We start from the raw sequence: 24,882 nt of genomic DNA on the forward strand, positions 1-24,882 counted from the left end.
AGATTTTCGCCAAGCTGCATCATGCATAAAGAATTTGCATTCAAGAAATAGACAAATAGCGCTACCGCAGGACAATCGATCACGGAAGAATACGAGCCGTGTCGCGTAGACGCGACAGTTCGCCAGGGGGCTCCGCCCCCGTGGACCCCCGTGAAAAGGCGGCGCTGCCGCGCCGAACACTGATGCGCAACAAAAATCCTCGTCCTGTGCTTTATCCGCTGGTTCTTCGCGTGAGGCTGACACCTACCGTCCATGCGCGGCTCGTCGCCGAGGCGGGCGACGAGCCCATATCCTCCTACGCGCGGCGCCTCCTCGAAACTTCGAGCGGTCTCCCCATGTCGCCGCCCGCTCGAGCGCAAGTGCGCGCGCCGGACGATTTGGCCCTCGCCGTGCGCGTGCTGGGCTCCCTCTCCGGCAATCTGCAGAGAATCTATACCACCGTCGCGGCTGGCGGCCGCGCCGATGACGAGCTCTTGTTGATAAAAGCGGAGATATCCCGGACGTCCGCCGCCGTTCGCGCCGCCATTGGCTGCGAAATCGATCCATGATCGTAAATGCGACCATACGTGGGCCGGGTGGGCTGGCCCGTCATCTCGAACGCGTGGACACCAACGAGCGGGTCCGCACTCGCGAAGATTTGTCGTTCGACTGCGCTTTCGACACCACCGAAGCGATAGCGGACTTCGCCGCCATGGGATTGGCTCAAAAAATCGAGAAAAGCCTCGTCCATATTTCCGTATCGCCGGCGCTGCCTCTCACTCTCTCGCAAGAAAAGCGGATGATCGAACTCATCCGGGAGGTCTATGGCGTTTCATCTGGTCAGCCCTGCCATGTTAAAGAACACTTCAAGCCGGGCGAGACCGGACGACCCGGGCACATCCACGTCATCTTTCCGCGTTATGACCACGGACGTGGCGGTCTTATCCCGAGCTCGTTCATAAAGATCAAGAATGAGCGGATTTCGACCCAGGCGGAGCTGGAATTCGGCCATCCGGTCGTGCCCGGTCCTCACATTGCGAGCGTGAGGAAGTCGCTTGAAAGGGAACGGCCGGATCTCGCAAGGCTTATCTCCGCACTCACCGCGCCGGAAAGAATCAATGACCAGTTGAAGGTCAGTGACAAAGCACAGGCGCACGACCATGATCTCGATCTCGCGGAATTCGGCGACCGTGTCCTGAAGGCTTGGCGCGCCGATGGGCTGGGCGCCCGCTCACTGGCTGAAGCCCGCCTCCGCCTGGCTCATGGCGACAAGGCCGTGATGGTCGTCGATCTCGACACCGGTTCGAGCCACTCACTTGTTCGCATTCTCAACGCGGCTTCTAAGAAATCGGGTGCGCCACTGCGGCTCAAACCGTCGGATCTCGACCACGTGAGGGGCGCCATTCCGGAAGCCGACACGCTCGCGCGCGTGAGAAAGGACGTTCTCCCTGCCGCCGTCGAAAAGTCGGGCGCCGAACATGACGAGTCGCTGCGGGCAGCGAAACAGGACGCTTTGTCGGCGTTCGACATCGATCTCGTTCGGCGGATCACGCGCGAGCAACGGGAAGCGGACATGGCTCGCCAGAGGGCACGTGTCGACGCGAAGATCAAATCCCAAGTCGAGGCGATCCGGACAGCCCGGCAAGAGGCGCGCCGTGTGCGCCAGGAAACGATAAGCCGCGCTTACCGGACCTTGCGTTTTTGGCGCGCCCCTGCCGTCGCGCGCGGCGCGGGGATTGCCGTTGCCTTGCTGACGGGGAGCGTTGGAATCGGCATTGCAGCGGTCGCGGCGACTGCAATGGTTCGCGGGGTCGAACGTTGGCGGGCCAGGCGCGCCATTTCGCAAGCGCGCAGCGCGCCGGCTTTGACGTCCAGAGAGGAGATAAGGCGCTATTTCGACGACGTGAAGGCAGCGCGGCAACTCGATCCTGAGGCCATTCCCGTGCATCTGCGAATTCTCGCCGGCGCCCTTTATAGAGCTGTGGACGAAGGCGTGGCGCCCGATTCTGCATGGGTCACGATGCTGAACAACGGCAAACCCGGCCTCGCGGAACAAATCCTCGACTTCGCACAATATAACGCCAGCCCGATCCTCCGGTCGCGCATGCTGGCGATGTTCGATTCGGAGTCGGCAGCCCACGCGCACGAACTTCAACGCGCGGTCACGCAGGCAAACGGCGTCGGCGGCGGGCCGACCCCCATTCAAGCGCCGTCGATGCCTGCCACGCCGCCGCCGCAGGGCGACATGGATCGCAAGCGTGCCCTAACGTCGGCGACATCGGCGCCAATGGCGCCCTTTCCTGTTCCTGTATCCCCTGCAGACGCTTTCGATCGGCAGCGCGCCGGTGTAGTTGCCGCCGCCGCGCCACTGAAGCCAGATTCAACGCTGGCCACACGGCCTTCGACCGCTCCTTTCCGCGCGCCTTCTCCCGAGAGTCCGCCAGCGACGCGCACCGTGCTCAATCATCCGGTGGTCATACCGAAACGCGCGTCGACCAATTCAGCTGATCCTGGCTTCCCGCGGCCATCGCCAGCCGCCGATCGGAGCGGCTCCTCGCCAGTCGCGAGTCTCCCAGCGCCTTGGTCGGCTGCGGCGATCCCCGCACAGCAGCGTGCCCTCGCCGGTGTTTACGCGCAGATCCTACTTTTTGGTTCAAGCCAAATTTTAGCCAACTATGGACCGGCATTAAAAACCTTTCTCGGCCCGCACGCTAGGGAAGTCCGCAATCGCATCCACGTAATTAAGAAGGGCCTGAGAGATGCGGCTCAAAATCCGTCGGACCAGGAGAAACAACGCGCGAAAGCCAAGTTGACCACCGAGCGCGCTGAGCTCTTGGCCATGGCCAATGCATTGCGCGCCAACGAGGCTCGTTTCGTCATTGATACCTTGAAATTAGTGCAAGAACTGAAAAGGCATGGACTTGAAGTTCCGCACGCGCACAAACGCGGGACGCAAGTTCTCCGTTGAAGATTCGTCACCCCAGGAGTTGACAGTACCGACCATACGGGCACGAGGGGCGGTTCACCGGCCTCCAACCAGCCATGCGCGCGCCAAAGTATCGAACAAGCCGTTAAGAGCACTGCGCTCTCGCCGTTCGCATCGTATGTGCCTGTGGCGCCCATGGAGGATGGTCGATCAAGCCAACGCGCCGCTTTTTTCGACGTCTGCCATCCCGGAATTTGATGTGTGTTGAATTCCAGGAACCCCAAAAGTGAAGAAAAAAAATTGTGTCTCTGATCTGAACGCTTGTCCGGTCAGCTCAACGCCGCCCCATGCGCGCCATACAATAGAGCTCTACGATGAAACTGAGCTTCAGGAGCTCATTCGGTCGATCAAGGGCGCGGCCGACCAGGATTTCGGCCTTGCACAAGATGAAGTTCGTCGTCTCGCCGTGTTGGAGGGCCTTGCCAAAGGCGTCATGGGTCCACGCCGCGAACTGCTCGTGGGCGACATCGCCATGGTTGAGCGGCTCGAGAGCCTTAAGAACACGTCGCCATCCTTCTCGGCGGTCATTGACGTCATACGGCGCGAGGCCTGCGCATCGATGCAAACCAAGGCGCCGATGCGCTTGACGCCGATGATACTGCTCGGTCCGCCCGGCTACGGCAAGACCCGCATCATTCGCCGGTTGGCGACCGTGCTCGACACACCCTCCGTCTCCGTCTCCATGAACATGTGCGATGACATTTGTGGTGAACTGATCGGGCACAGCCGATCGTGGCGCGCCGCCCGTCAAGGATCAATCTCTTGCGCTCTGCTGGAAAACGATTGCGCGGCTCCGGTGGTCGTAATCGACGAAATCGAAAAGGCGATGCGGCAGGGTCGGGACGAGAGCCCGCCAAACGAAATTTGGCTGAGCCTGTTCGAGCCGGAAAACGCTCGCGTTTTCAAAGACGCTTTCATCGGACTGACGCTGCGGGCCGAGCACATAATCTACCTGGCGACGGCCAATTCTCTGCGGGGCATTCCAACGCCCGTGCTCGACCGCGCGCTGGTTCTCTCCATCAATGCGCCGGAGGGCGATGAGTGCATCACATTGGCGCGCAGCGTTTTTCGCGCATTCGCCGCCGACCGGCCGGGCCTTGAAGGCGATCTTGATCTCGCTGCTTACGAAATCCTCGCGCGGCATACGCCCCGCGCGATGTTGAAGCTGCTGTTGCTAGCCAGCGGATTCGCCGCGGATCGCCGATCTCTGCGGATTGAGGCCGGGGACATTCGCGATGCCGAAAGCATCGTGCAGGCCCGTGGCGAACCGGCGCGCCGGTACGGCTTCATCTGATGCGGACATGTGGAACAGGCACGCGGCTCGAGTCTTGGGGATTGGTGATCGGCAGGAAGGTTCGGATTGGATGAAGTCTTTGTGGGTTTTCCAAATTGGAGGACCCCGGAAAAGGTAAAGAAAATGAATGATTACAGAGATGAAGAAGAGGCGGCTTCGCCTCGCCAGTCTCGCAAGTCGAAGCACTATCCGTTCGATTGGCCTGAGATTGGCCCCGTAGACCTTCAGATCGGCCCGAGCAATATCTTCTTGACAGACGAATACAAAGATGTTGCGCGTGATTCAGATCGTGAGCGCCGCATCTATTTCGGCGCGACCACTGGGCTCGCCCGCGTGCTAGCGATTCCGCTGGGCATGCCAATTTACAAAGCTTCAACTTGCCCGCCGGACGGTCTGGAACGGCGCATGCTGCAGCTCAACGCCGATGCACACGCCGCCGTGGCGCGAGAAGGCGACAACTGGCGTAAGGATCCCGGCTTCACACGGTGGTTCCCGAGCCACATCTTCCCGATGCAGCGTCTGTCCGAATGCAGCCCGGTGCGCGTGGAGCCGCGCGGGCTGGTCGTCCGCCTGCCGAAAGAAATGGAGCCGGAGGAATTCGACGCGCGGTTCGATGCGCAGATGCGATCGGGCGCTATTGATCTATGGGCAATGACGCCGGAAGGCAGCGCACATTGCGCGGCGGTTGGTGTCGCGCGCGACGCGGTGCTGCGCCACACTGAATATCCCGGCTGGAAGCGCATGCCTGCGACGGAGCTCGTCGCGTTCTCGATTTACTCGGGGGCCGACCGGGCGCTCTGCATCGTCGAGAGCATCATCGCCGCGCATTACGGCCTGAAGCGCAAACCGATCTGAACCTGACCCCTCGATCGGGGTGCTCAATCCAATCCAAATCACGTCTGGCGCGCGCGGAAAACCATTTCCGCGCGCCTTTTTTTGGTCACAACGAAGGAAAATTCGATGGAATATCCGCACAAGGCTAAGGGCATAATCATAGCACGCGTCGGAGCGCTGCCGACTCGGGGACGCCCGGATATCACACCTCGCATAGCAAAGGTTTACGAGGAGATCGGTTGCGCGCCTGACGTGACGACGTCGGACCTGCTGACGAGCTTGATCACGCTCACCGGTCATCTGGGCATCGTATCTGCCCAGAAAGACAAGTTCAGCGCCAAGTGTCGGCTCGGAGTCCGGCGCACTATTGACGCCACCCTTGCCCTGCTCGCCGCCCGCCAGGCCGGCAACCAATTCGAGCTTACACAGAAAATTCTTGTCGCCGACCTCGTCGAAAACGGGCGATCCGCTCTCTATTGGGCGCTGTTGGCGTCGATTCATACCGACGTGCGGCTCATCTTCCCGCACTTCGACCGCGAGGCGGCGGAGAACTGGATCAGGCGCCTGCGCGAGCAATGCGCTGCGGACTGATTATAGAGCCGCCTTCTTCCCGCGGACTGGCGCGTCCACCTATCCGCTCCCAAAGACTCCACCTAGCCGGCGCCGCACGCCGGCTTTTTCACTATCAGGACCCGAAAATGCCTAAGCCCATTCTCGTATTCGACTGCGAGACCGTCCTCGATCACGCGGCCGTCGCCCGCGCCCACCGCCTTGATGAAAATGATGTCGTCGGCGCCAAGGCGATCATCGGCGAGGAATTTCCTCCTCCGCCCTATCACGCTCTCGTCTGTATCTCTGCGCTGTTGGCGGTCTACGATGATGATCGCGCGTGGAAGGTGCAGGAGACCAGGACGTTTCACGCCGGAATTCTGACCGAAGGCCAGATTCTCGAGAGCTTCTTTGAGCTTGTCAGCTTCACCGGCCCGATTCTGGTCACATATAACGGCTCAAGCTTCGACCTTCCTGCCGTTCGTAGCCGCGCGATGCTTCATCGGTTGCAAGGGCTGCACTTGACGCTCGTAAGCAACTATTTTCATCGGTTCAGCGAAAACCATATCGACTTGTGTGACGATTTCGCCAGCTTCAACAACCGCAACAGAGTCAAACTCGACGAGATCTGCCGCATTCTCGGCGTCGAGGGCAAGGTCGCCGGCATGAACGGCGCGCGGGTAGGCGATCTCGCGGCATCTGGCGATTTCGCTGCAATCGGCAGATATTGCGCGGGTGACGTCGCGGCGACTTACCGCTTGTTTCTTCTGCGCGAAAGCTTCCACAATCGGCTGACGCCAGAAGCCCTTAAAGCTAGCCAAGATGGCCTCGAGGCGGCGCTGGCGCGCGACCAGGGCAACGGATGCGCCTGATCACGCACGGCCCCGCTGCCACTCGGGCGACGCCCGCCGATCTGACCCCACCGCGTACAGCCATCTGCAATTCAGCCCGCCGACGTAGGTCGCGCGGGCTTAATTGTTTTCATAATGGAGCAATCTCATGCCGAAACCACTGATTAGCTATACAATTCCGCTTCTCAAGCTTGATGCGCTTCGGAACAACGACTTCCGGCTTTCGCCTCTCGAAGTTGGATTTTTCGAGCGGCTCGGAACGCGCGCCGTCCAGTTTTCGGATGTCTTTGACGCCCTGCTGGCCATCGCGTTCACTTGCGCCAAAGCCGAAGCCGAAGCGTCGGCGCACGCCGTCAGCGCTGCGTGTTTGGCAGGCATTCGGATTGCAATGCGCGATTTGATCGCACTCACGGCTGCGCGGCCAGCTTCTAGCGAAACAGAGATCGTCCGGAAGATCATGATTGATCGCTGCATCGCACAACAAGACGACGACAGCAACCTGACGGCCCTCCTATCGGCAAGCATTCGCCTGGACATTGAGCGGATGAATCCGGATTTCACGGTGGAGGAGGTCGAGCTCTGGATCGAGGCGAAGCACTCCCAGGCGGAAACTTGACGTTTGAAAACGTCCAATTGCCGCTGGCGCATAAAAAACGAGCATGGCACAAACGATGAACCCTTTGATTCGCGTGGTTGCCTATGTCCGCGTCCTTTTTCGAGAGCCCCATTTTAAACAGCCCCTACGGTTTTCCTGGGCGGCATTGGGAACTCGACAACGACGGGCAACCGACCAACAGGATCACTGAGACAAGGCGTCGCTCGGATCTGATTACGCCTGTTCCCAAACCGAAAAAGCGCCGCCAGAGCGCCGCGCAGGCATCAATGGCCTTTTCGTCTGGCGAAGACGTCTCGGCTGATGGCCAGGAATACAACCCTACGCCCATCATCAACGAGGTGCGGACCTACGTTGAGCAATGGCGGAACCTGCCCAATTCTGACCAATGGATGGTGACGCCCGAGTCGGCCCGTCTGCTCAAACACTGGCGCCACCACGAATTCCAGGGCGTTCGCCCCTTCTTCTGCCAGATAGAGGCGGTGGAGACGGCCATCTGGTTGACCGAAGTTGCGCCGAAGATGGGCGCTCGCTGCGCGAAGTTTTGGGCTCACATCAAGGGCGCCAACGGGGAAGCCAACCCCGAACTGCTTCGATTGGCGCTCAAACTCGCAACAGGCGCCGGCAAAACGACGGTCATGGCCATGCTAATCGCATGGCAAACCGTCAACGCTGTCCGGTACAAGAACAGCAAAACTTTTTCGCGCGGATTCCTGATCGTCGCGCCAGGCATCACGATCCGTGAACGCCTGCGCGTTTTGCTGCCCAACGACCCCGAAAGCTATTACAAGCACCGCGATCTCGTGCCGTCGGACATGCTCGCTGACATCGATCGGGCGAAGATCGTCATCACCAATTACCACGCCTTCAAGATCCGGGAACGGATCGACATCGCCAAGGGCACGCGCTCCGCTTTGGAAGGCTGGCGCGGCGAAAAACTTCAGACCGCCGAGACCGAAGGGCAGATGCTTCAGCGCGTCATCGGCGAGCTGATGGGCTTGAAAAACATTGTCGTCATCAACGACGAGGCCCATCATTGTTATCGCGAACGCGTGCAGGATGCCGACGGCGAAACCGCCGACGACCTGAAGGGCGACGAGAAGGAGGAGGCCAAGGAGAACAACGAAGCCGCGCGGCTCTGGATCACCGGCCTTGAGGCCATCCAGCGCAATCTTGGCATTTCCCTGGTCTACGACCTGTCCGCGACACCGTTCTTCCTGCGCGGCTCAGGTTATCGCGAAGGCTCGCTTTTCCCTTGGACCATGAGCGATTTCTCGCTGATGGACGCAATCGAGTGCGGCATCGTCAAATTGCCGCGCGTGCCCGTCGCCGATGACGTGCCGGGCGGAGATACGCCCCGTTTTCGCAATCTGTGGGATCACATCGGCAAGAAGATGCCGAAGAAGGGTCGCGGCTCCGGCGGCAAGGCGCTTGATCCGCTCAGCCTGCCGACGGAACTGCTGACCGCGCTTGAGGCGCTGTATGGGCATTACCGCAAGACCTACGACCTCTGGCGGGAGGCGGGGATTGGCGTGCCGCCGGTTTTCATCGTGGTCTGCAACAACACCTCGACGTCGGAGCTGGTCTACAAATACATCTCGGGCTTCTTCCAGCCAGCGGACGATGGATCGGAAAAGTTCGTGCCCGGCCGCCTGGAGCTGTTTCACAACTTCGACGAGTACGGCAATCGGTACGGTCGCCCCAACACCATCCTCATCGACTCCATGCAGCTTGAGTCGGGCGATGCCTTGGCCAAGGATTTTGAGGAACTTGCCGCGGACGAGATCGAACGCTTCCGCCGCGAGATCGTGGAACGCACGCAGGACGCCGAAGCCGGCAGAAACCTGAGCTCCTCCGACCTGTTGCGCGAGGTGATGAACACCGTCGGCAAGCAGGGAAAGCTTGGCGAACAGATCCGCTGCGTGGTTTCGGTTTCGATGCTGACCGAGGGCTGGGACGCGAACACCGTGACCCACATCCTTGGTGTGCGCGCCTTCGGCACGCAGCTGCTCTGCGAGCAAGTCATCGGTCGTGCCTTGCGGCGCCAGTCCTACCGGCTCAATGAGGAAACGGGCCTGTTCAAGGTCGAATATGCCGACGTGCTTGGCATTCCCTTCGACTTCACGGCCAAACCTGTCGTCGCGCCGCCTTCGGCGCCAGTCGAGACGGTCCGTGTCCATGCCGTCCGGCCCGATCGCGACGCGCTGGAAATCCGGTTCCCGCGCGTCGAAGGATATCGCGTTGAGCTGCCTCGCGAAAAGATATCCGCGACCTTCGGGCCGGACCATGTGCTCGAACTAACGCCGCAACTCGTCGGCCCTTCGGTGACCAAGAACAGCGGCATCATCGGCGAAAGCGTCAATCTCACCGTCGAGCACCTGCAGGACACCCGCGCCTCCACCATCCTTTACGACCTCACCTCGCATTTGCTTCTGAACAAGTACCGTGACCCGGGCGAGTTGCCGAAGATGCACCTCTTCGGCCAGATGAAGCGCATCGTTCGCCAATGGCTCGATGGCGGCTATCTCAAGTGCTCGGGCGGAACGTATCCGGCGCAGGTGCGCTACAAGGAAATCGCCGACATGGCCGCCGAGCGGATCAAGTCGGCCATCACCCTGACACTGGTCGGCGACAATCCGGTCAAGGCCATCCTCGATCCCTACAATCCCGTCGGCTCCACCTCATACGTCAACTTCAACACGTCCAAGCGGACGCGCTGGCAGACCAATCCAGGCAGGTGCCACGTCAATTGGGTGGTTTGCGACAGCGACTGGGAGGCGGAATTCTGCCGCGTGGCCGAGGACCATCCTGCGGTCATGGCCTATGTCAAGAACCAGGGTCTCGGGCTTGAAGTCCCGTATTTGATGGGCTCGACCCCGCGCCGTTACCGGCCGGACTTCGTCGTGCAGATCAACGACGGCCAAGAGGATCCGCTCAACCTCATCATCGAGATCAAGGGTTTCAGGGGTGAAGACGCCAAGGAGAAGGCCAACACGATGCGGGCCTATTGGGTACCTGGCGTCAACAACCTGCAGAAATATGGCCGCTGGGCCTTTGCTGAGTTTACCGAGGTATTTGAGATAGCGTCGGAATTCGATACCTTGGTCAAGCAATTTCAGACAAGGATCGATGCATGATGGTCACCAAGGGCCTTGTCATCGACACGCCTTGGATTGACCAGATCCTTGCGGGCAAGAAGACTTGGGAGATGCGCTCCCGCGCCACCAGCCAGCGGGGCTGGATCGGGCTGATCCGCAAGGGTAGCGGACAGGTAGTTGGTCTGGCGCGTCTCGATGATTGCGGCCCCACGCTGTCGCGGCATGAAATGCTGGCCACGATCGACAAGCACGGCATACCCGAACGCCACATAGCCGACGGCGCGGGCGCAAAATGGACTACACCTTGGAAGTTCGGTGAGGTGAAGCGACTAGCGCCGCCCGTACCTTACCGGCACAAGCTTGGTGCGGTTACCTGGGTTTTGCTGGATGATTTAGTGGGCATGGCCATAAACCGGCAGTTCGAAGCCGCCTCGCCGCCGTCGAGCGATATAACCTCTGCCGTCGCTCTCGAAGAAAACGACTCTGTTCAATCTCCATCCGGTCACTCTATCGGCCAAAAGGAAAATGCGGTGAAGTCACCGGCTCCCCGATCACCTGCCGCCTCGTCCCGATCCACTCTGGTCGGCGACACCGAACTGAATCAGACCAATCTCGACAACAGCCACTTCTATATGAGCGGGTTCATCGGACGGTTTCCTGCCAACCTGATCGGTGGCGGCAACAAACGCGACCAGGCGCCAATGAGCGCGATCATCGATTGGGGAGGTCCAGAGCCGGCGGAAACCGACATCGACGGCAAGAAGCAATTTTTCCGCAAGCGCGCTTGGGTCAAGCGATTTTTTGCCGACAACGATGCTGTGCCTGGCGACAAGGTGCGGGTCGAGGAAACCGCGCCTTACGCCTATCTGGTAAGGCTGATCAAGCGGGGAAGCATCTGATGGCCAAGACGCCCCTTCAGGTCGAAACCCTCGTCCACGACAAGGCGACGCGCAAGAACATTCCGACCGCGGAATTCGAGAGCCTCATGCGCGAGGAGGACAAGTCGCCTTTGCGCATCGCCTATGAGCGGCGCAATCGCGATCTTGATCCGCAACTGGTTTGGCGCGGCAAGGATGTCGCCGACTGGTCCGATCTGATTGTCTCGGCGCCGCCGCTCTACATTCAGGAGAAGGTCCACCCCAAGGTTCTGATCGACGACCTCAAGCGCGCCTCCGTGCAGCGCGCGCAGGAGGCGGCGCCGGTGGACCTGTTCGCCGATTTCAACGGCCTGTCTGATCTGGAGGCGCGCACCGAATTCTATGCCCACGACCAGCATTGGTCGAACCGCATGATCTGCGGTGACTCGCTGTCGGTGATGGCCTCGTTGGCGGAACGCGAGGGGCTGCGCGGAAAAGTGCAATGCATCTATTTCGACCCCCCCTATGGCATCAAGTTCAATTCCAATTTTCAGTGGTCCACCACCTCGCGCGACGTGAAGGACGGGGATAAAAGCCATGTCACGCGCGAGCCGGAACAGGTCCGCGCCTTTCGCGACACCTGGCGCGACGGCATCCATTCCTACCTGACGTATTTGCGCGACCGTCTCACCGTGGCGCGCGACCTGCTCACGGACTCCGGCTCGATTTTTGTTCAGATCGGCGACGAGAATGTGCATCGCGTTCGGGCGCTGATGGATGAGGTTTTTGGTGATGAAAACTTTGTTTCCCAGCTAACAATCGAGAAAACCTCAGGTTCGACTGAGACATACATTTCTAACGTAAGTGATTATGTCATTTGGTTTGCCAGATCGAAGGATCGCTTGAAATTCCGGCAAGCACTTGTGCAGAAGGCGGTAGGGGGCGACGGCGGCGAAGCATACACCTTCATTGAAACCATACGCGGCGAGCGGCTCCGGGCAACTCAAGCGCACGCCAATCAGTTGGAGGGATCGCGTGCGTTCCGCCTGAGCGATATGACTTCACAGAGTGTCGGGCGCGAGAAAGGCGAAGGTGCAGCTTCCTGGTTTCCTGTCGCGATTAATGGTCGCGAAATACGACCAAGCGAAAAAGTCAGGTGGAAGACCAACGAAAAAGGGATGGCGCGCCTGAAAATGGCGAACCGAATACAGCCAGGCAAAAATACGCTCAATTACGTGCGCTTCATTGATGACTATCCCGCCATGCCGCTACGTAATGTATGGACGGATGTCGGAAGTAGTCTTGGTTCAGACAAATATTATGTTGTTCAGACGGGCATCAAGATAATTGAACGCTGCGTTCTTATGAGCACAGACCCTGGTGATTTGGTGCTAGACCCGACTTGCGGCTCAGGCACAACGGCTTATGTAGCGGAACAATGGGGGCGGCGCTGGATCACTATTGACACCTCGCGCGTTGCAGTCGCTCTGGCGCGCTCTCGCTTGATGGGCGCCCGCTATCCCTACTACCTGCTTGCCGACAGCGCGGAAGGCCAGCGCAAGGAAGGCGAGATCACCCGCAAGCCGCCGAAGATGACGCCGACGCATGGCGATATCCGCCAGGGTTTCGTCTATGAGCGCGTGCCGCATATCATGCTCAGCGACATCGCGAAGAACGCCGAAATCGACGTGATCTGGCAAAAGTTTCAAGACGGGTTGGAACCCCTGCGCGATGCCCTGAACGCGGCGTTGAAGCAGAACTGGCAAGAGTGGGAAATCCCGCGCGAGGCCGATTCCAAATGGCCGGCGGAAGCGAAACAGGTTCACGCCAAATGGTGGGACGCGCGCATCGCGCGTCAAAAAGAGATCGACGCCTCGATCGCCGCCAAGGCCGAATCCGAATTTTTGTACGACAAGCCCTACATCGACCGGGACCGCGTCCGCGTCGCCGGCCCCTTCACGGTCGAAAGCCTGTCGCCGCATCGCACGCTTGCCGTCGATTGGGACGATGAACTGATTGACGAGCAGGAGCGCGCCGAAGGCAGGAAAACGCCGGCGGGGGAAAAAAGCGACTTCGCCGCCATGATCATAGAAAACCTGCGCGCCGCCGGCGTGCAGCAGGCCCACAAGGACGACCGGATTTCCTTCCTCAGCCTCGCGGGATGGCCGGGCAAGCAGATTTGCGCCGAGGGCGTGTTCCTCGAAGGCGAGACGCAGAAGCGCGCCGGCATTTTCATCGGCCCGGAATTCGGCACGGTGTCGCGCCCCGATCTCGTCGCCGCCGCGCGCGAGGCTGGCGACGCCGGTTTCGACGCGCTGATCGCCTGCGCCTTCAACTACGACGCCCACTCCGCCGAATTCGAAAAGCTCGGCCGGGTCAACGTGCTCAAGGCGCGCATGAACCCCGACCTGCACATGAGTGCCGACCTGAAGTCGACCGGCGCCGGCAATCTCTTCGTCATCTTCGGCGAGCCCGACATCAAGATCGACCCCGCCGGCAAGGATTCCTCCGGCGTCGAGCTGATCACGGTCAAAGTGTTCGGTGTCGATGTGTTCAAGCCGCAGACCGGCGAGGTGGTGTCGGAAAACACCGACGGTATCGCACTGTGGATGATCGACACGGACTACAACGAAGAGAGTTTCTTCGTCCGTCACGCCTATTTCCTCGGCGCCAACGACCCCTACAAGGCGCTGAAGACGACGCTGAAGGCGGAGATCGACGAGGAGGCGTGGGGTAGCCTCTTTTCCGACGTGTCGCGGCCGTTCGTGAAGCCTGTCAGTGGGCGGATCGCGGTAAAGGTCATCAATCACCTCGGGGATGAGGTGATGAAGGTGTTTGCTGTGTGAGGGAGCGATGGTCAGAAGTCGCCTGAGCGAGAAAAGCCGGAAAATACTGCAACTCGTTGCTGACGGCTGTAGCTACAACCAGATTGTCGATGGCGGCATCGGCGCCAAATACGGCGACATCTTTGAGGCTGCCCGGGAGGCGCTGCGCATCGATTCAGAGGCGGAGATTTCCGGCAACCGCATGGACGGCGCGAAATCCGAACATGCCAAAGCCTATGAACGCTGGACGCCAGACCATGATCGCGAACTGGCGAGCCTCTATCAAGCAGGTTCAAGCATAGGCGACATCGCCACGAGGCTTGAGCGACAGCCGTCGGCGATCAAATCCAGACTGGGGAAACTGGGGTTGGCGCCGATTGTTTACGCAAAGGAAGTATGACAGGGCCGAACGCCTCCGTTCCGGTATCTGTGGCCTACCCCAGAAACCGGCGTGCGGCGCATTGCGGTGAAAGTGATTAAGCAGTCGCGGGGCGAGGCTATGAAGGTGTTTGCGTTATGACGCCCGAGCGCTACATCGAGCCGGAGTGGTTGGACGCCGTTCGAGGGAAGCTTTTTTACTACCCGGCCGCCTATGAGGACTGGGCTGAGCCGCTTGCTGTTTTCCAAGATTATATTTCCACGTTCTGGTTTTGCGACATCCACTATGAGCGTGGACTTCGGCTCGGCTCCGTCTTTGGTTCTGATCCAAGTTACCGGTTGGTCGACTCCGAAATAACGGGGGCGCCGCTAGCAGAACTCTCTCAGCGAGTCGCCGCGGATGGGCGTCACTATCGGTTTTTGGAGCCAAGCAAATTGTGGTGCACATACGAACGCGGAGACGGGCGCCAAATCGTCGTGGTCAGGCGACGCGGGTTCGGGCAGATGACGCTTACGAAAGAGTTCGATAAAGGCGCACTAGGGGTGTTCATGCACCGGGGCGACAGCACCGGAGAAGGTGGCTCCAACGTGTTTTTCCTGTCGAACTCCAAGACAGTGTATGAGCCGTGCGGCAATCTTTTCAAGAAAATCAGCTATTTATTGAGCGATCAGGCGCTGATCATTTCTGACGGTTCGAATACGTCGATCGAGGTGCTCAAGCAGTTCTTCAATCGGACGACTTCTGGCCGGGATGCTTTCCTGCATCATCTGGGCAAGCAATTTTCGTTCGGCGGTTTCCTATGGCGATGCGTCGGCTGGCTTAAGCCAAAGGGTGGTCCAACGTTGGTTTGGGGCCTCACGCGCGAAGCTACAACTCAAGGTTTCCAGAAATGAATTTCCGTATCGCCGACACATTTTCCACCAGCCTCACGCGCCTGACCGGCCAGGAACAGAAGGCGGTGAAGACCACCGCCTTCGACCTGCAAATGGACCCGTCAGCGCCGGGCCTGTCCTTCCACAAGCTCGACCGCGCGCAGGACAAGAATTTCTGGTCGGTGCGGGTCAGCGCCGACATTCGCATCATCGTCCACAAAACGGCAGAAGGCATCCTGCTTTGCTACGTCGATCATCACGACGCCGCCTACAAGTGGGCGGCGCGCCGCAAGATCGAGCAGCACCCGAACACGGGCGCAATGCAACTCGTCGAAATTCCCGAGCGGATCGAAGAGTTCGCGCCCACGCAGGCCGCTGCAGCGACGAAGGGCGGCGGCAAGCGGCTCTTTGACAATCTGCGCAAGCTGGAGCTGATGGCCTTCGGCGTTCCCGCCGAGTGGGTCGAGGCCGTCCGCGGCGCCAACGACGACACGATTTTCGACGTCCTACCGCACCTGCCGCAAGAGGCACAGGAGATCCTGCTTCGCCTCGCAGTGGGCGAGAAGGCCGAGCCGCCCAAACCTGCGCCACCCGCAGCCGATCCCTTCGCCCACCCCGATGCGCAGCGCCGTTTCCTGATGGTTTCCAGCTTGGAGGAATTGCAGCGCGCGCTCGAATTCCCATGGGACAAATGGGCGGTCTTCCTCCATCCCGATCAGCGCGCGCTTGTCGCGAAAAACTACGCCGGCCCCGTTAGGGTTTCGGGTTCTGCGGGCACTGGCAAGACCATCGTCGCGCTGCATCGCGCAGTGCATCTGGCGCGGAGTCACCCGGACGCGCGCGTGCTCCTGACGACCTTCTCGTCGGCCCTGGCGAACGCCCTCCGCCGCAAGCTGGCGATTCTCGTCGATGGCGAGAGCGCTATCGCCGCGCGTATAGACGTGAAGGCGTTGAGCGTGGCCGCCACCGATCTTTACTGTGAGAAATTCGGCCAACCGGAGCTTGCCTCATCGGACTTGATCCACGCTCTCCTGACCCAGGCGGCCAAGAAGATCGAAGGCCAGAGGTTTTCCGAGAACCAGCTGTTCGGCGAATGGAGCGACGTGGTCGACGCCTGGCATCTGACGACCTGGGAATCCTATCGCGATGTCGCGCGGCTTGGCCGCCGCACTCGCCTCAGCGCGAAGCAACGCGAGGTCCTCTGGGAGATTTTCAAAAACGTGCGCGCTGAGATGTCGACGCGCAAGGTCATGACCTGGTCCGACATCTATGGCCGGCTCACCGACGAATACGAAGCGGGGTCAGCCGCTCGGTACCGCTTCGCGGTCGTCGATGAGGCGCAGGATCTCGGCGTGGCCGAGGCGCGCTTTCTCCGCGCCATGGTGGCTGAAGAGCCAGAGGGTCTGCTCTTTGCCGGCGATCTCGGCCAAAGAATTTTTCAGCAGCCGTTCTCATGGAAATCGCTGGGCATCGACGTGCGTGGCCGCTCCTACACGCTGCGAGTCAATTACCGCACGTCGCACCAAATCCGAACCCAGGCTGATAGGCTCCTGCCGAAAACCGTCACGGACGTGGATGGGATCAAGGAAGGGCGTGAAGGCACAGTCTCCGTGTTCGACGGCCCGCCGCCGGAGGTCGTTTCCGCAAAGGACGAAGCTCAGGAGAGGAGAATTGTCGCTGATTGGATCACTGCCCGGATTACGGAGAGTCCGCGCCCGCATGAAATCGGCGTCTTCGTTCGCTCCGATAGCCAGATCGAGCGCGCCCGCTTGGCCGTGATTGCTGCGGGTGTGCCGTTTGTGGAATTGAGCGACCACGTGGAGGCGACCGAAGGCGCCGTCGCCATCAGCACAATGCATCTCGCCAAAGGTCTTGAGTTCCGATCTGTCGCGGTCATGGCCTGCGACGACGATGTCATTCCCCTTCAGGAGCGCATGGAGAGCATCGCAGACGAGGGTGACCTTGAGGAGGCGTACAATACGGAACGCCATCTGCTCTATGTGGCCTGCACCCGCGCCCGTGATCAGCTGTTGGTTACGGGATTGGCCCCGATGTCGGAATTCCTGGACGACCTGAAGCAGCCGGAAGGCGGCGCAAGATGATGCCTCTGATGGGTCCATCAAGACTCGCACCGTTGGCAAACGACGCTTCCGGCGCTGACCGGATACTTGCCGCGCCAAATGCGCTGGAAACCAAATGTAGGAGCGTCAATCTAAGCTTGGGAGCTAGACGCAAAGGAATCGTTGCTCGACTGGGGATCGGATAGTCGATGGCGCCGATAACCACGAAACCAAAAGATATTTATATTCAAATCCAGGCCAACTTAAGAGATCGTTACAGATCCGGCTTTCCCGTCCTCAAGGAGCTTATCCAGAACGCCGAAGATGCGGAGGCCGAGGTCATCCGCTTCGTTGCCCATCCTGGCTGGACTAATGCCAGGAATCCGCTCTTGCGCGTGCCTGGTTTCGTGGTGGTAAATGACGGACGTTTTGAAGCGAAGGACGCGCGAGGTATCCTGTCGTTCGCGGACACAGCCAAGGGCGACGAGGTTGCCGCCATCGGCCGATTCGGCTTTGGCCAGAAGGCAGTCTTTCATCTGTGCGACGCCTTCATAGCGCATTCCATAGGCCACGCGGTCTGTTTTTCAGAAGTTGTCAATCCTTGTCTAGGCGTAATCGAGAGCACCAAGGCGGAATTATGGGACGAGATTGATTCTGATGATCTTAGTCTGCTTGAGACTACCACGGGCGACATCACGAGCGGTTTTGTCCTTTGGCTGCCCCTGCGTTGCGAGGCCGTTCTACCCGCACCGAAGCTTTGCTTCACGAACTACCGCCCAACCGGCGCCGCACTGCTCGACAATCTCACGCAGTGTGAGGCTGATCTTCGACTGATCCTCTCAAGCATGCGCCACATCAACCGCATCGAAGCTTTCGAGGGCTCAACGCTGCGCCTCGCGCTTCGACGTAGCCAGGATTCGCAGCGCCTGCTCGGCCCGCCAAGAGAAGATCGCGAACCGCTCTTTCACGGTAGCAGGGCGATGGTCGGTATGATTGAAAACCATGCGGCCCGTTCGACACGATATGCGGGGCGTGAAGCCTATGATGTGGGCGAGCGGCTGAAGCGGCTAAAACAAGCCGATGATTGGCCGCAAGTGCCTGTTTTTACGTCCGAAGGCGAGTTAATGCAGCCAGAGAAGGCTGCCGAGCACGGCGCGGTTATTGTCGTGGAAAACAGTGACGCCGGCACCCGCGGCGTTTCGATCGACTGGGGCGTGTTCCTGCCGATCGCCGAAGCCACGCGTCTTGCGGTAGACGTGTCCCCGCTCCGCATCATGCTGCATGGCTATTTCTTCGTCGATTCCGGCCGGAGGTATATTGAGGGGTTCGCTTCCGATCGTCCAGCGCTCGGAGCGGGGACAACGCGCATCGTCTACCAACAGTGGAACGAGACTCTCCGCGATGATCTGGTGCTGCCACTTCTGCCGGGCGTGCTGCACGATGCCCTGCAACAGCAGATGCTGACATCGGTACAACTTGCCGAGGTGACGACTGCCCTTCGGCGCAGCCTTTTCGGAAGAGAGCATCGCGAAGCCATTGCGGCATGTAACGTGCTCGCGCGCAGGGTGAGGCCCAGCGCCGCGGCGATTTGGGAGCTTCTGTCCTCAGAGTCCCAGATCCGATCCTTGCCCGCGCCCGACACGCGCGGTCAAGTAGGGATTGTTGAGCTCATGCCGGAGCTTTGCGGCTGGGCTGAGCGGAACGGCTTGACATTAATCGCCGACCAAGAAGCGGCGCTGACGAAGGCGGATGTGGCCTGGGGGCCTTCTGAGATCGCCGATCTCCTCGCAGGGCTCGTGCCGGAAGTATTTCTGCAGGGAGGGCGAACCGCCGTTTTGGCCGCGTTTATCGATGTCGCGGTGGGCGGCGATAGCACTCTGCAAGTGGCGGCGGCAAAACCATTGCTTGCCGCACTGCGGCGTGCGCTCGCGGCGACGCGGACACTCGCTCCGGGGGAGTCGATCGGCGCCGTTCTGGCGCGTCTGCCGACCGACGCCGCGATCGCCCTTCCGCCGTCAGCTGGCGAGCGCGCTGTCTTGGGCGCCCTCGCATCTGCCGCGAGTGCCCCCCTATGCCTCCGGAGGGAATGGCTTGCCGACGTTGCAGCCCGCCAGTCGCTGTCGCCCGCGGAGGCAGCGCCGCTGATCAGGGCACTGCAATCCTTGCTGAGTGACGAACGGACCGCCGATAGCGCCGGCGCGGCCGCTGTGGCGTTGGCCAAGCTCCTCGGCCACCGTCTTGATGAGGCGGCCCGCGATCCCGCATACGCGAAGCTACCCGTGCTTCGCGCCGCTGATGGAAGCGGCGTGTCGCGTCTTGTGACCTTGCCCGACCTTGTCCACGCTTCGCGGGACGGCCGACTGTTCCGCGACAATCCGCGCGTGCGGGAGATCGTGGGACTGATGGCAAAGGCAACGCCGAAGCTCGGCGTCGTGATCGTGACCGGGGCCACGGCGGAACTCCTGGCTGATATCGGCGGGCCCTTTGCCTTTGCAGAGGCCAAGAACGAAGCTTTTGCCCGGCTGATCAGTAGCGCGCAAGAATTCGGCCCGGCGGAAGCGCGGGCCAAGCTACTCGATCGTATCTATACGGACAGTTCCGACGCCCGACCTGCCCTTCGGGTGCTGGCTGCCGGCGATGGCCGTGCGGGGGGTGCGCAGGCTCGGCTCTTCACTTTGCCGCAGACGGGCGGCCTGCTCGACGACCTCGCGTTGCGACTGATCGAGGGATCTGCCAGCGATTTCCTGGTCCCTACCGTGGTCGCGCAGGAACTGAAGCCAGCAATTCAGAGCCATCTCGGCGTGAGCGACATGGACGGCGATGAACTCGGCCATCTGCTCGCCACTCATGCCGCGGCGCTGGCGTCTATGAACCTGCAAGATGCGGAAATCCGAGCACTTCTGATATCGGACATCCCGGATGAGGATCTGCGCACTCTGCCGATTTTCGTCGCGACCGACGGCCACCGCTACCAAGCGGCTGCAGTTCGTCGAGAAACTGCAAACTGGAAAGTGCCCCCGGCGCTCGTTGATTTGGTCCCCATCCTGAAGCTGCCGCCATCGGGGCGGAAGGCTGTCGAGCGGGCCGAGAAATTGGTCGACATATGGTCGCCCGCTGCGCAGATCCACGCGGCGCTCGACCAGCCCGAACCGCACCGCCACTGGGCCGAAATATTTCAAGCCTTGGATGGCGGCCAAGAGATACTGGACACCCGTCTGCGTGATCGCCTGAACAAACGGCGTTGGCTTCCGGACCGCCACGAGAGGGCGTGGGCGCCAGAAGATATTTTTGACCTAACGGACGAGATACTGGGCGCGGCGAGGCAACTCCTTGCGCAAGGGGATGATCCGCCCTTTCTAGCCCTCTCGGAACTGGCGCCAAAGCTGCGCGAGAACGCCGTCTTTGAGACCTTGCGTTCGTACGGTTTTCTGTCCGCAGGATCGGCATCAATCGAGATGCTTCTCCTTCAGGTTAAGGAAGTCTCACCCGTCGCCTTTATGTCGAGCGCCGCGGATTTGCCGGCGGAAGCGTTGGTAGCTCTCGCGCGTCAGGGGAGCGATCTGGGTTTGCCCGGCTGGCCGCTCTTGTCCGCTTTGCTGCGCTTGGGAGCCAATGGAGTGGAGTCCCCCGCGTTGGCGCCGGCAAAGATTCTCGACGCCTTCGGATCGGTGACACCAGGTGACGTCAAGCAGGCGGTCCAACATATGGACGCGCTGTCTGGCTTAGCCGAAGCGGGTGCCGAGGCCGCGCGCAACGTTTTCATCCTTGCATTTCGCGCACTCTGCTCGTGGCCGTCCACGGCGCTGCAACGCGTGATGTCAGGCGTGCGGGTGCCGACGTCGGACGGAAACTGGCGGTCTGCGCAGGAGGTTGCGGCGCGTGTGAGCGGGATTGCTTCCTCGCATCGACTGGCGCGCGAATTGGAGGAGTTTTGGTCGGTCGACGCATCAGACGATCGGGTTTGTGACGTTGCGTCGGATAGGGGAATGGGATCCGGATCCGATCGGGCGGTTCAGCGGCGAACGCTTGCGCAGATGGAACGGGAGTGTGCGAATTCGCTGAAGGCGGTCCTGTCGCGCGCGCAGTCCGACGTCCCGCCCGAGCTCCTGGCTCTCCTCGTCGGCATCATCCAGCAATCAAAAGGCTTTCGATTGCTGGTGTCCAAGGGGCTCGCGTTGCCCGAGGCAGTGACGGATCGAATTTGGCGCCGCGTCCAGGACGAGATCGAGAGCGCATTCACCCCCCAACGCCCGGGCCAGAGCCTCTACAACATACGCCAAAAATCGCTGTTCAAGTTCGAGCTCGTTCAACCGCGCAATGTAGAAGCGTGCTCGCTCGCGGGCGAACGCGTCCATCTGCCCGTCGGAGCTCTTGAGCCTTTGCTTATCGTCGGAGACGGACATCGGCCCCGCAGAACCATCGAGTTGGATGGTCAGGATTATTGGCTGCGGACGGTGACGGTCGCCGACGCCACCCAACCCGTCGGAGCCGAACAAATCCGACGAATGATCGGGACCTTGGCCCTGGAATGTCTCGGGTATCAGCCAAAGTGCATCGGACTCCTGGATGAACTGGCCGGAGAATGCACGCGCGTCGAACAGACCAAGGTCGACGATGCCCGCGCGCGGCTTGAGGATCGTTTTCCTCAGATCCTTGACGAACTGAAGCCTACGCGCGGCACGGCGCTGCGCCGCGCGCTTGATGAATACAAGCGCAGCGAAGGCAGTATCCCGCCTGGAAATGAGCGGACGAAGCGCCTACCCGAACTGAAACAAAAGCTCTGGACAGCGGTCCAGTCACCGGAGTCGGCGAGTCAGCTTCTTTACGCCATTCGCGGCAAAATCGAGCAGTTTGGCTACAACCCTGACCGGGTTCTCTTTGAACTTTTCCAGAACGCCGACGATGCGGCCTTACAGCATCCTCCGCCGGGCGAAGCGCGGTTCCGGTTGGAGGCGTCCGGCGGCAGCCTGCGCGTCCTGCATTGGGGTCGTCCAGTCAATCACCCTGGGGGCGACGCCGAGTTGGGCCAGCGCGAGGGCTGGCATCATGATCTTTTCAACATGCTGCTTATGAACCTCTCGGACAAGCGCGAGGGGGTAACGGGGCGGTTTGGCTTAGGCTTCAAGAGCGTGCATCTGCTTTCGGCGGATGTCGGGATTGCAAGCGACTTTGTAGCCTGCCGAGTGCGCGGCGGGATGCTGCCAGATGTCTGGGATGTCGGGCGACAGGTCTCGCTCGACTTCATTCAAGCTGGCAGACGGGCGACGGTCATCGACATTCCGGTCGAGCCAGAATGCGAAGAGTATGCGCGGAAGGCGGTGACGGCTTTCCTGCAGGCAGCACGGTGGTTGCCGGCAATGAGCCGTTACCTTCGCAAGATCGAATTGGCTGGGGCGGAATCGCGGATCTGGACTGCGGATTTCGTGGCGACTGAGACACCGGGCATCAGCGTCGTGGTGCTGGGCGGAGCGGAGCCAAGGCGGGGACTGGCGCTCGACCTTGGCGACGAAACAACCCTTTTCGTGCCACTCTCAGCCGACGGACCGACGCTGGCCGAGGCAGATCTGCCAAAGCTTTGGCTTCTCGCGCCGCTCGCGGAAAGCCTCGCTTCGGGCTGGCTGATGAATGGTCGCCGCTTCCGCGTCGATCCAGGCCGCGGTTCGCTGGCGCGGGGCGCAAATGAACCCCAGGCCACCTTCGAGCAAATTGGCGCTGCCCTCGGCGCGCGCCTGTGCGAGCTTTACGACTTGCTCGAGCGCGACTGGGCTGCCTTTGCTGGATCAGCGGGATTGGCCGAAACGTCATCGGAAATGGGCCCTGCGACCTTCTGGCGGCGGTTGGCGGAACTGTTTGCAATGGATTTCGATGATCCGATCGCGCGGCATCTCCATGGCCCGGAGCGAGGCTTCGGACGGCTGGTTAGAGATTGTCCCGTTCTGCCGACCGGCCTACCAAAACCTTTCCAGCCCTTCCTGCGCGCAAGAGACGCCAGGCACGTCGCGATCGGCGCGCTGGATAATCCAGCGCTCTTGGCCGACCTCCATGACTGGCTGGCGATAGATGATATGGCAGAAAGCACAGTTTCATTGGACGCGGCATCGCGATTGTCGGCCCTGGGTTTCGCGGCGCCATCCGCCTTGACGCTCGCGACGCTGGTAACCCGCGAATTGCGCGATGACAGTCGGATCACACCGGAGCGGGCCGCACAAATGGGGCGAGTTCTAAACCGCGAGCGGGTGAACGAGCTGCCATGGGGTGAGCAGCAGGCGGTGCTGGATGCCATCAGCAAGGGGCGCTTCCACGTAGCGGACGGCTCTTGGCGAGAAGCGCAATTGCCACCGCGCGCGTCGGCGGATGCATCCGACGAAGAAAAGCTGATCCTTACCTTTGCACCGGACGGCTCAATGGCCAACCCTGGATACGAGGGCCCTGCTCTGGCCCTATATCGGCTTGCACGGGAACGCAGCGGCTTTCAGCAGACAGCTGCGACATTTGCTGCATGGGCGTCGTCCATGAGCGAACCCGAAAAGCAAAGGGCCTTGTTGAACTACGTTCAAAACGGTGTGCAAGGGCCGGCCTTGGGCGCTGCCCTGGCAAAGATGCGTCTTTACTGGTTGCCGGAGCGCTCCGACGATCTGCGGTCCAGCCCGCTTGTGGCGAGCATTGCCCCCGACGACCTCCATATTTTGCTCGGACGGCTTTACCCAGAGGAACAGCGGCAACGGTGGTCCGTCGGTTTTGAACATGACACCGATCAGGAAGAAGTCAGGTCGTTAGACGGGCGAATAGACCCGACAACCTTTTTCGAACGACTGTATGACTGGTGGGAAGGTGCGGCTTCCAAGGAACGCGCAAAATCAGATCGTGATGCATACCCGGAAGGCTTCCATCCCGGGCGGCTTCCGGAGCAATCGGGCGATGACGGCCGCGTTGGCTGGTTCACCTTTTTTGCTCTGGGCATCTTCCGCACGATCGGGCGATCCGATGACAGGCAGCACCGCAATTTCATTGCGGCCGCCGCCCGCGACGGCTGGTGGGGCGAAATGGCGTCCGCACAGCTGCCCGACAGCCCGAAGACCTGGGTCCAGCGGCTCGAAGACTTCGCGCGGGCAGACGCCTGGCGGATCGACTTTCCCCAGTGGCGGCGCGCGCTTGTCGATCTTTACGTCGTCGCACGCTGGCTGCCGGAATATGTCGATGCCGTATTGACCCTTCCAGCCATCGTAAGACAGCAAGGTCCCATCGCCCTCTCGGATGCGTGGCGGCTGAGCGCCTCGCCGCTGTGGCAGCGGCGCGGACTCGAAGGCGCGCCGCTGACCCAAAGCCTCGGCCTCGGCGCAAACTGGTTGGTGCGCGAGGCGGCGCGCCTCGGCATCTGGACAGGCGAGGACGCGGCCGCGATGCATCCCTACGGCTGGGCCAGCACGGCGCGCGTGCGCGCGCTCTTCGCCGACAATCTCGGCATCGATCTCGGGCCGGAGGCAAACATGGACCTCAGCCCAGACATTTATGCCCAAGTTGAAGCCAATATTGGCGATCGCGCCAGTTTCCTTGGTGACCTCGATCTGCCGTTGCAGATCATTGCGCAAGGGCGCCGCGAGGACTTACTGCAGGCTCTTCTGGATGGGCCGATGCCATTCGAATTCGATACCAATACCAATACCGATGACGAAGAGGATTGAACC

General features: G+C 60.8%; 14 protein-coding genes. All 14 read left to right on the forward strand.

The features are described from left to right. Positions 1-230 precede the first annotated feature (230 nt). Positions 231-548, forward strand: a complete 318-nt coding sequence (locus tag GJ654_RS12440; protein ID WP_155446469.1) for a hypothetical protein — start codon at positions 231-233, stop codon at positions 546-548. Next, entirely contained in the window at positions 545-2,947 is a 2,403-nt protein-coding gene (locus GJ654_RS12445; protein ID WP_155446470.1) for a hypothetical protein, read from the forward strand. The genes GJ654_RS12440 and GJ654_RS12445 overlap by 4 nt, the downstream gene beginning before the upstream one ends. Before the next feature lie 244 nt (positions 2,948-3,191). Continuing rightward, complete coding sequence (locus GJ654_RS12450) at positions 3,192-4,259, forward strand: AAA family ATPase (protein WP_155446471.1); 1,068 nt, start codon at positions 3,192-3,194, stop codon at positions 4,257-4,259. A gap of 66 nt (positions 4,260-4,325) precedes the next feature. Continuing rightward, positions 4,326-5,114: a hypothetical protein gene (locus GJ654_RS12455; RefSeq protein ID WP_155446472.1), complete on the forward strand. Its 789-nt coding sequence runs from the start codon at positions 4,326-4,328 to the stop codon at positions 5,112-5,114. 105 nt (positions 5,115-5,219) lie between these two features. After that, positions 5,220-5,684 carry a hypothetical protein gene (locus GJ654_RS12460; protein ID WP_155446473.1) on the forward strand — a complete coding sequence of 155 codons (465 nt, stop codon included), beginning with the start codon at positions 5,220-5,222 and terminating at the stop codon, positions 5,682-5,684. Between the two features lie 107 nt (positions 5,685-5,791). Next, the gene (locus GJ654_RS12465; RefSeq protein ID WP_196305539.1) at positions 5,792-6,514 is read left to right on the forward strand and encodes a ribonuclease H-like domain-containing protein; all 723 of its coding nucleotides are present in this window, start codon (positions 5,792-5,794) and stop codon (positions 6,512-6,514) included. A gap of 127 nt (positions 6,515-6,641) precedes the next feature. Next, positions 6,642-7,109, forward strand: a complete 468-nt coding sequence (locus GJ654_RS12470) for a hypothetical protein (RefSeq protein WP_155446475.1) — start codon at positions 6,642-6,644, stop codon at positions 7,107-7,109. A gap of 83 nt (positions 7,110-7,192) precedes the next feature. Continuing rightward, entirely contained in the window at positions 7,193-10,243 is a 3,051-nt protein-coding gene (locus tag GJ654_RS12475; protein ID WP_155446476.1) for a BPTD_3080 family restriction endonuclease, read from the forward strand. Further along, complete coding sequence (locus GJ654_RS12480; protein ID WP_155446477.1) at positions 10,240-11,103, forward strand: ASCH domain-containing protein; 864 nt, start codon at positions 10,240-10,242, stop codon at positions 11,101-11,103. Before GJ654_RS12475 ends, GJ654_RS12480 begins: the two co-directional genes overlap by 4 nt. A gap of 86 nt (positions 11,104-11,189) precedes the next feature. Next, the gene (locus GJ654_RS12485) at positions 11,190-13,907 is read left to right on the forward strand and encodes a site-specific DNA-methyltransferase (protein ID WP_246664729.1); all 2,718 of its coding nucleotides are present in this window, start codon (positions 11,190-11,192) and stop codon (positions 13,905-13,907) included. 7 nt (positions 13,908-13,914) lie between these two features. Further along, positions 13,915-14,286 (forward strand): hypothetical protein, encoded by a 372-nt coding sequence (locus GJ654_RS12490; RefSeq protein WP_155446478.1) that lies wholly within the window; start codon positions 13,915-13,917, stop codon positions 14,284-14,286. Positions 14,287-14,402: 116 nt separating this feature from the next. Next, positions 14,403-15,158: a hypothetical protein gene (locus GJ654_RS12495; protein WP_155446479.1), complete on the forward strand. Its 756-nt coding sequence runs from the start codon at positions 14,403-14,405 to the stop codon at positions 15,156-15,158. Further along, positions 15,155-17,239: a 3'-5' exonuclease gene (locus GJ654_RS12500; protein ID WP_155446480.1), complete on the forward strand. Its 2,085-nt coding sequence runs from the start codon at positions 15,155-15,157 to the stop codon at positions 17,237-17,239. Before GJ654_RS12495 ends, GJ654_RS12500 begins: the two co-directional genes overlap by 4 nt. Positions 17,240-17,406: 167 nt before the next feature. After that, positions 17,407-24,879, forward strand: a complete 7,473-nt coding sequence (locus GJ654_RS12505; RefSeq protein ID WP_155446481.1) for a sacsin N-terminal ATP-binding-like domain-containing protein — start codon at positions 17,407-17,409, stop codon at positions 24,877-24,879. Positions 24,880-24,882: the final 3 nt, after the last annotated feature.

Origin of the sequence: Rhodoblastus acidophilus, from assembly GCF_009720655.1 — a bacterium.
Taxonomy (GTDB): Bacteria; Pseudomonadota; Alphaproteobacteria; order Rhizobiales; family Beijerinckiaceae; genus Rhodoblastus; species Rhodoblastus acidophilus_A.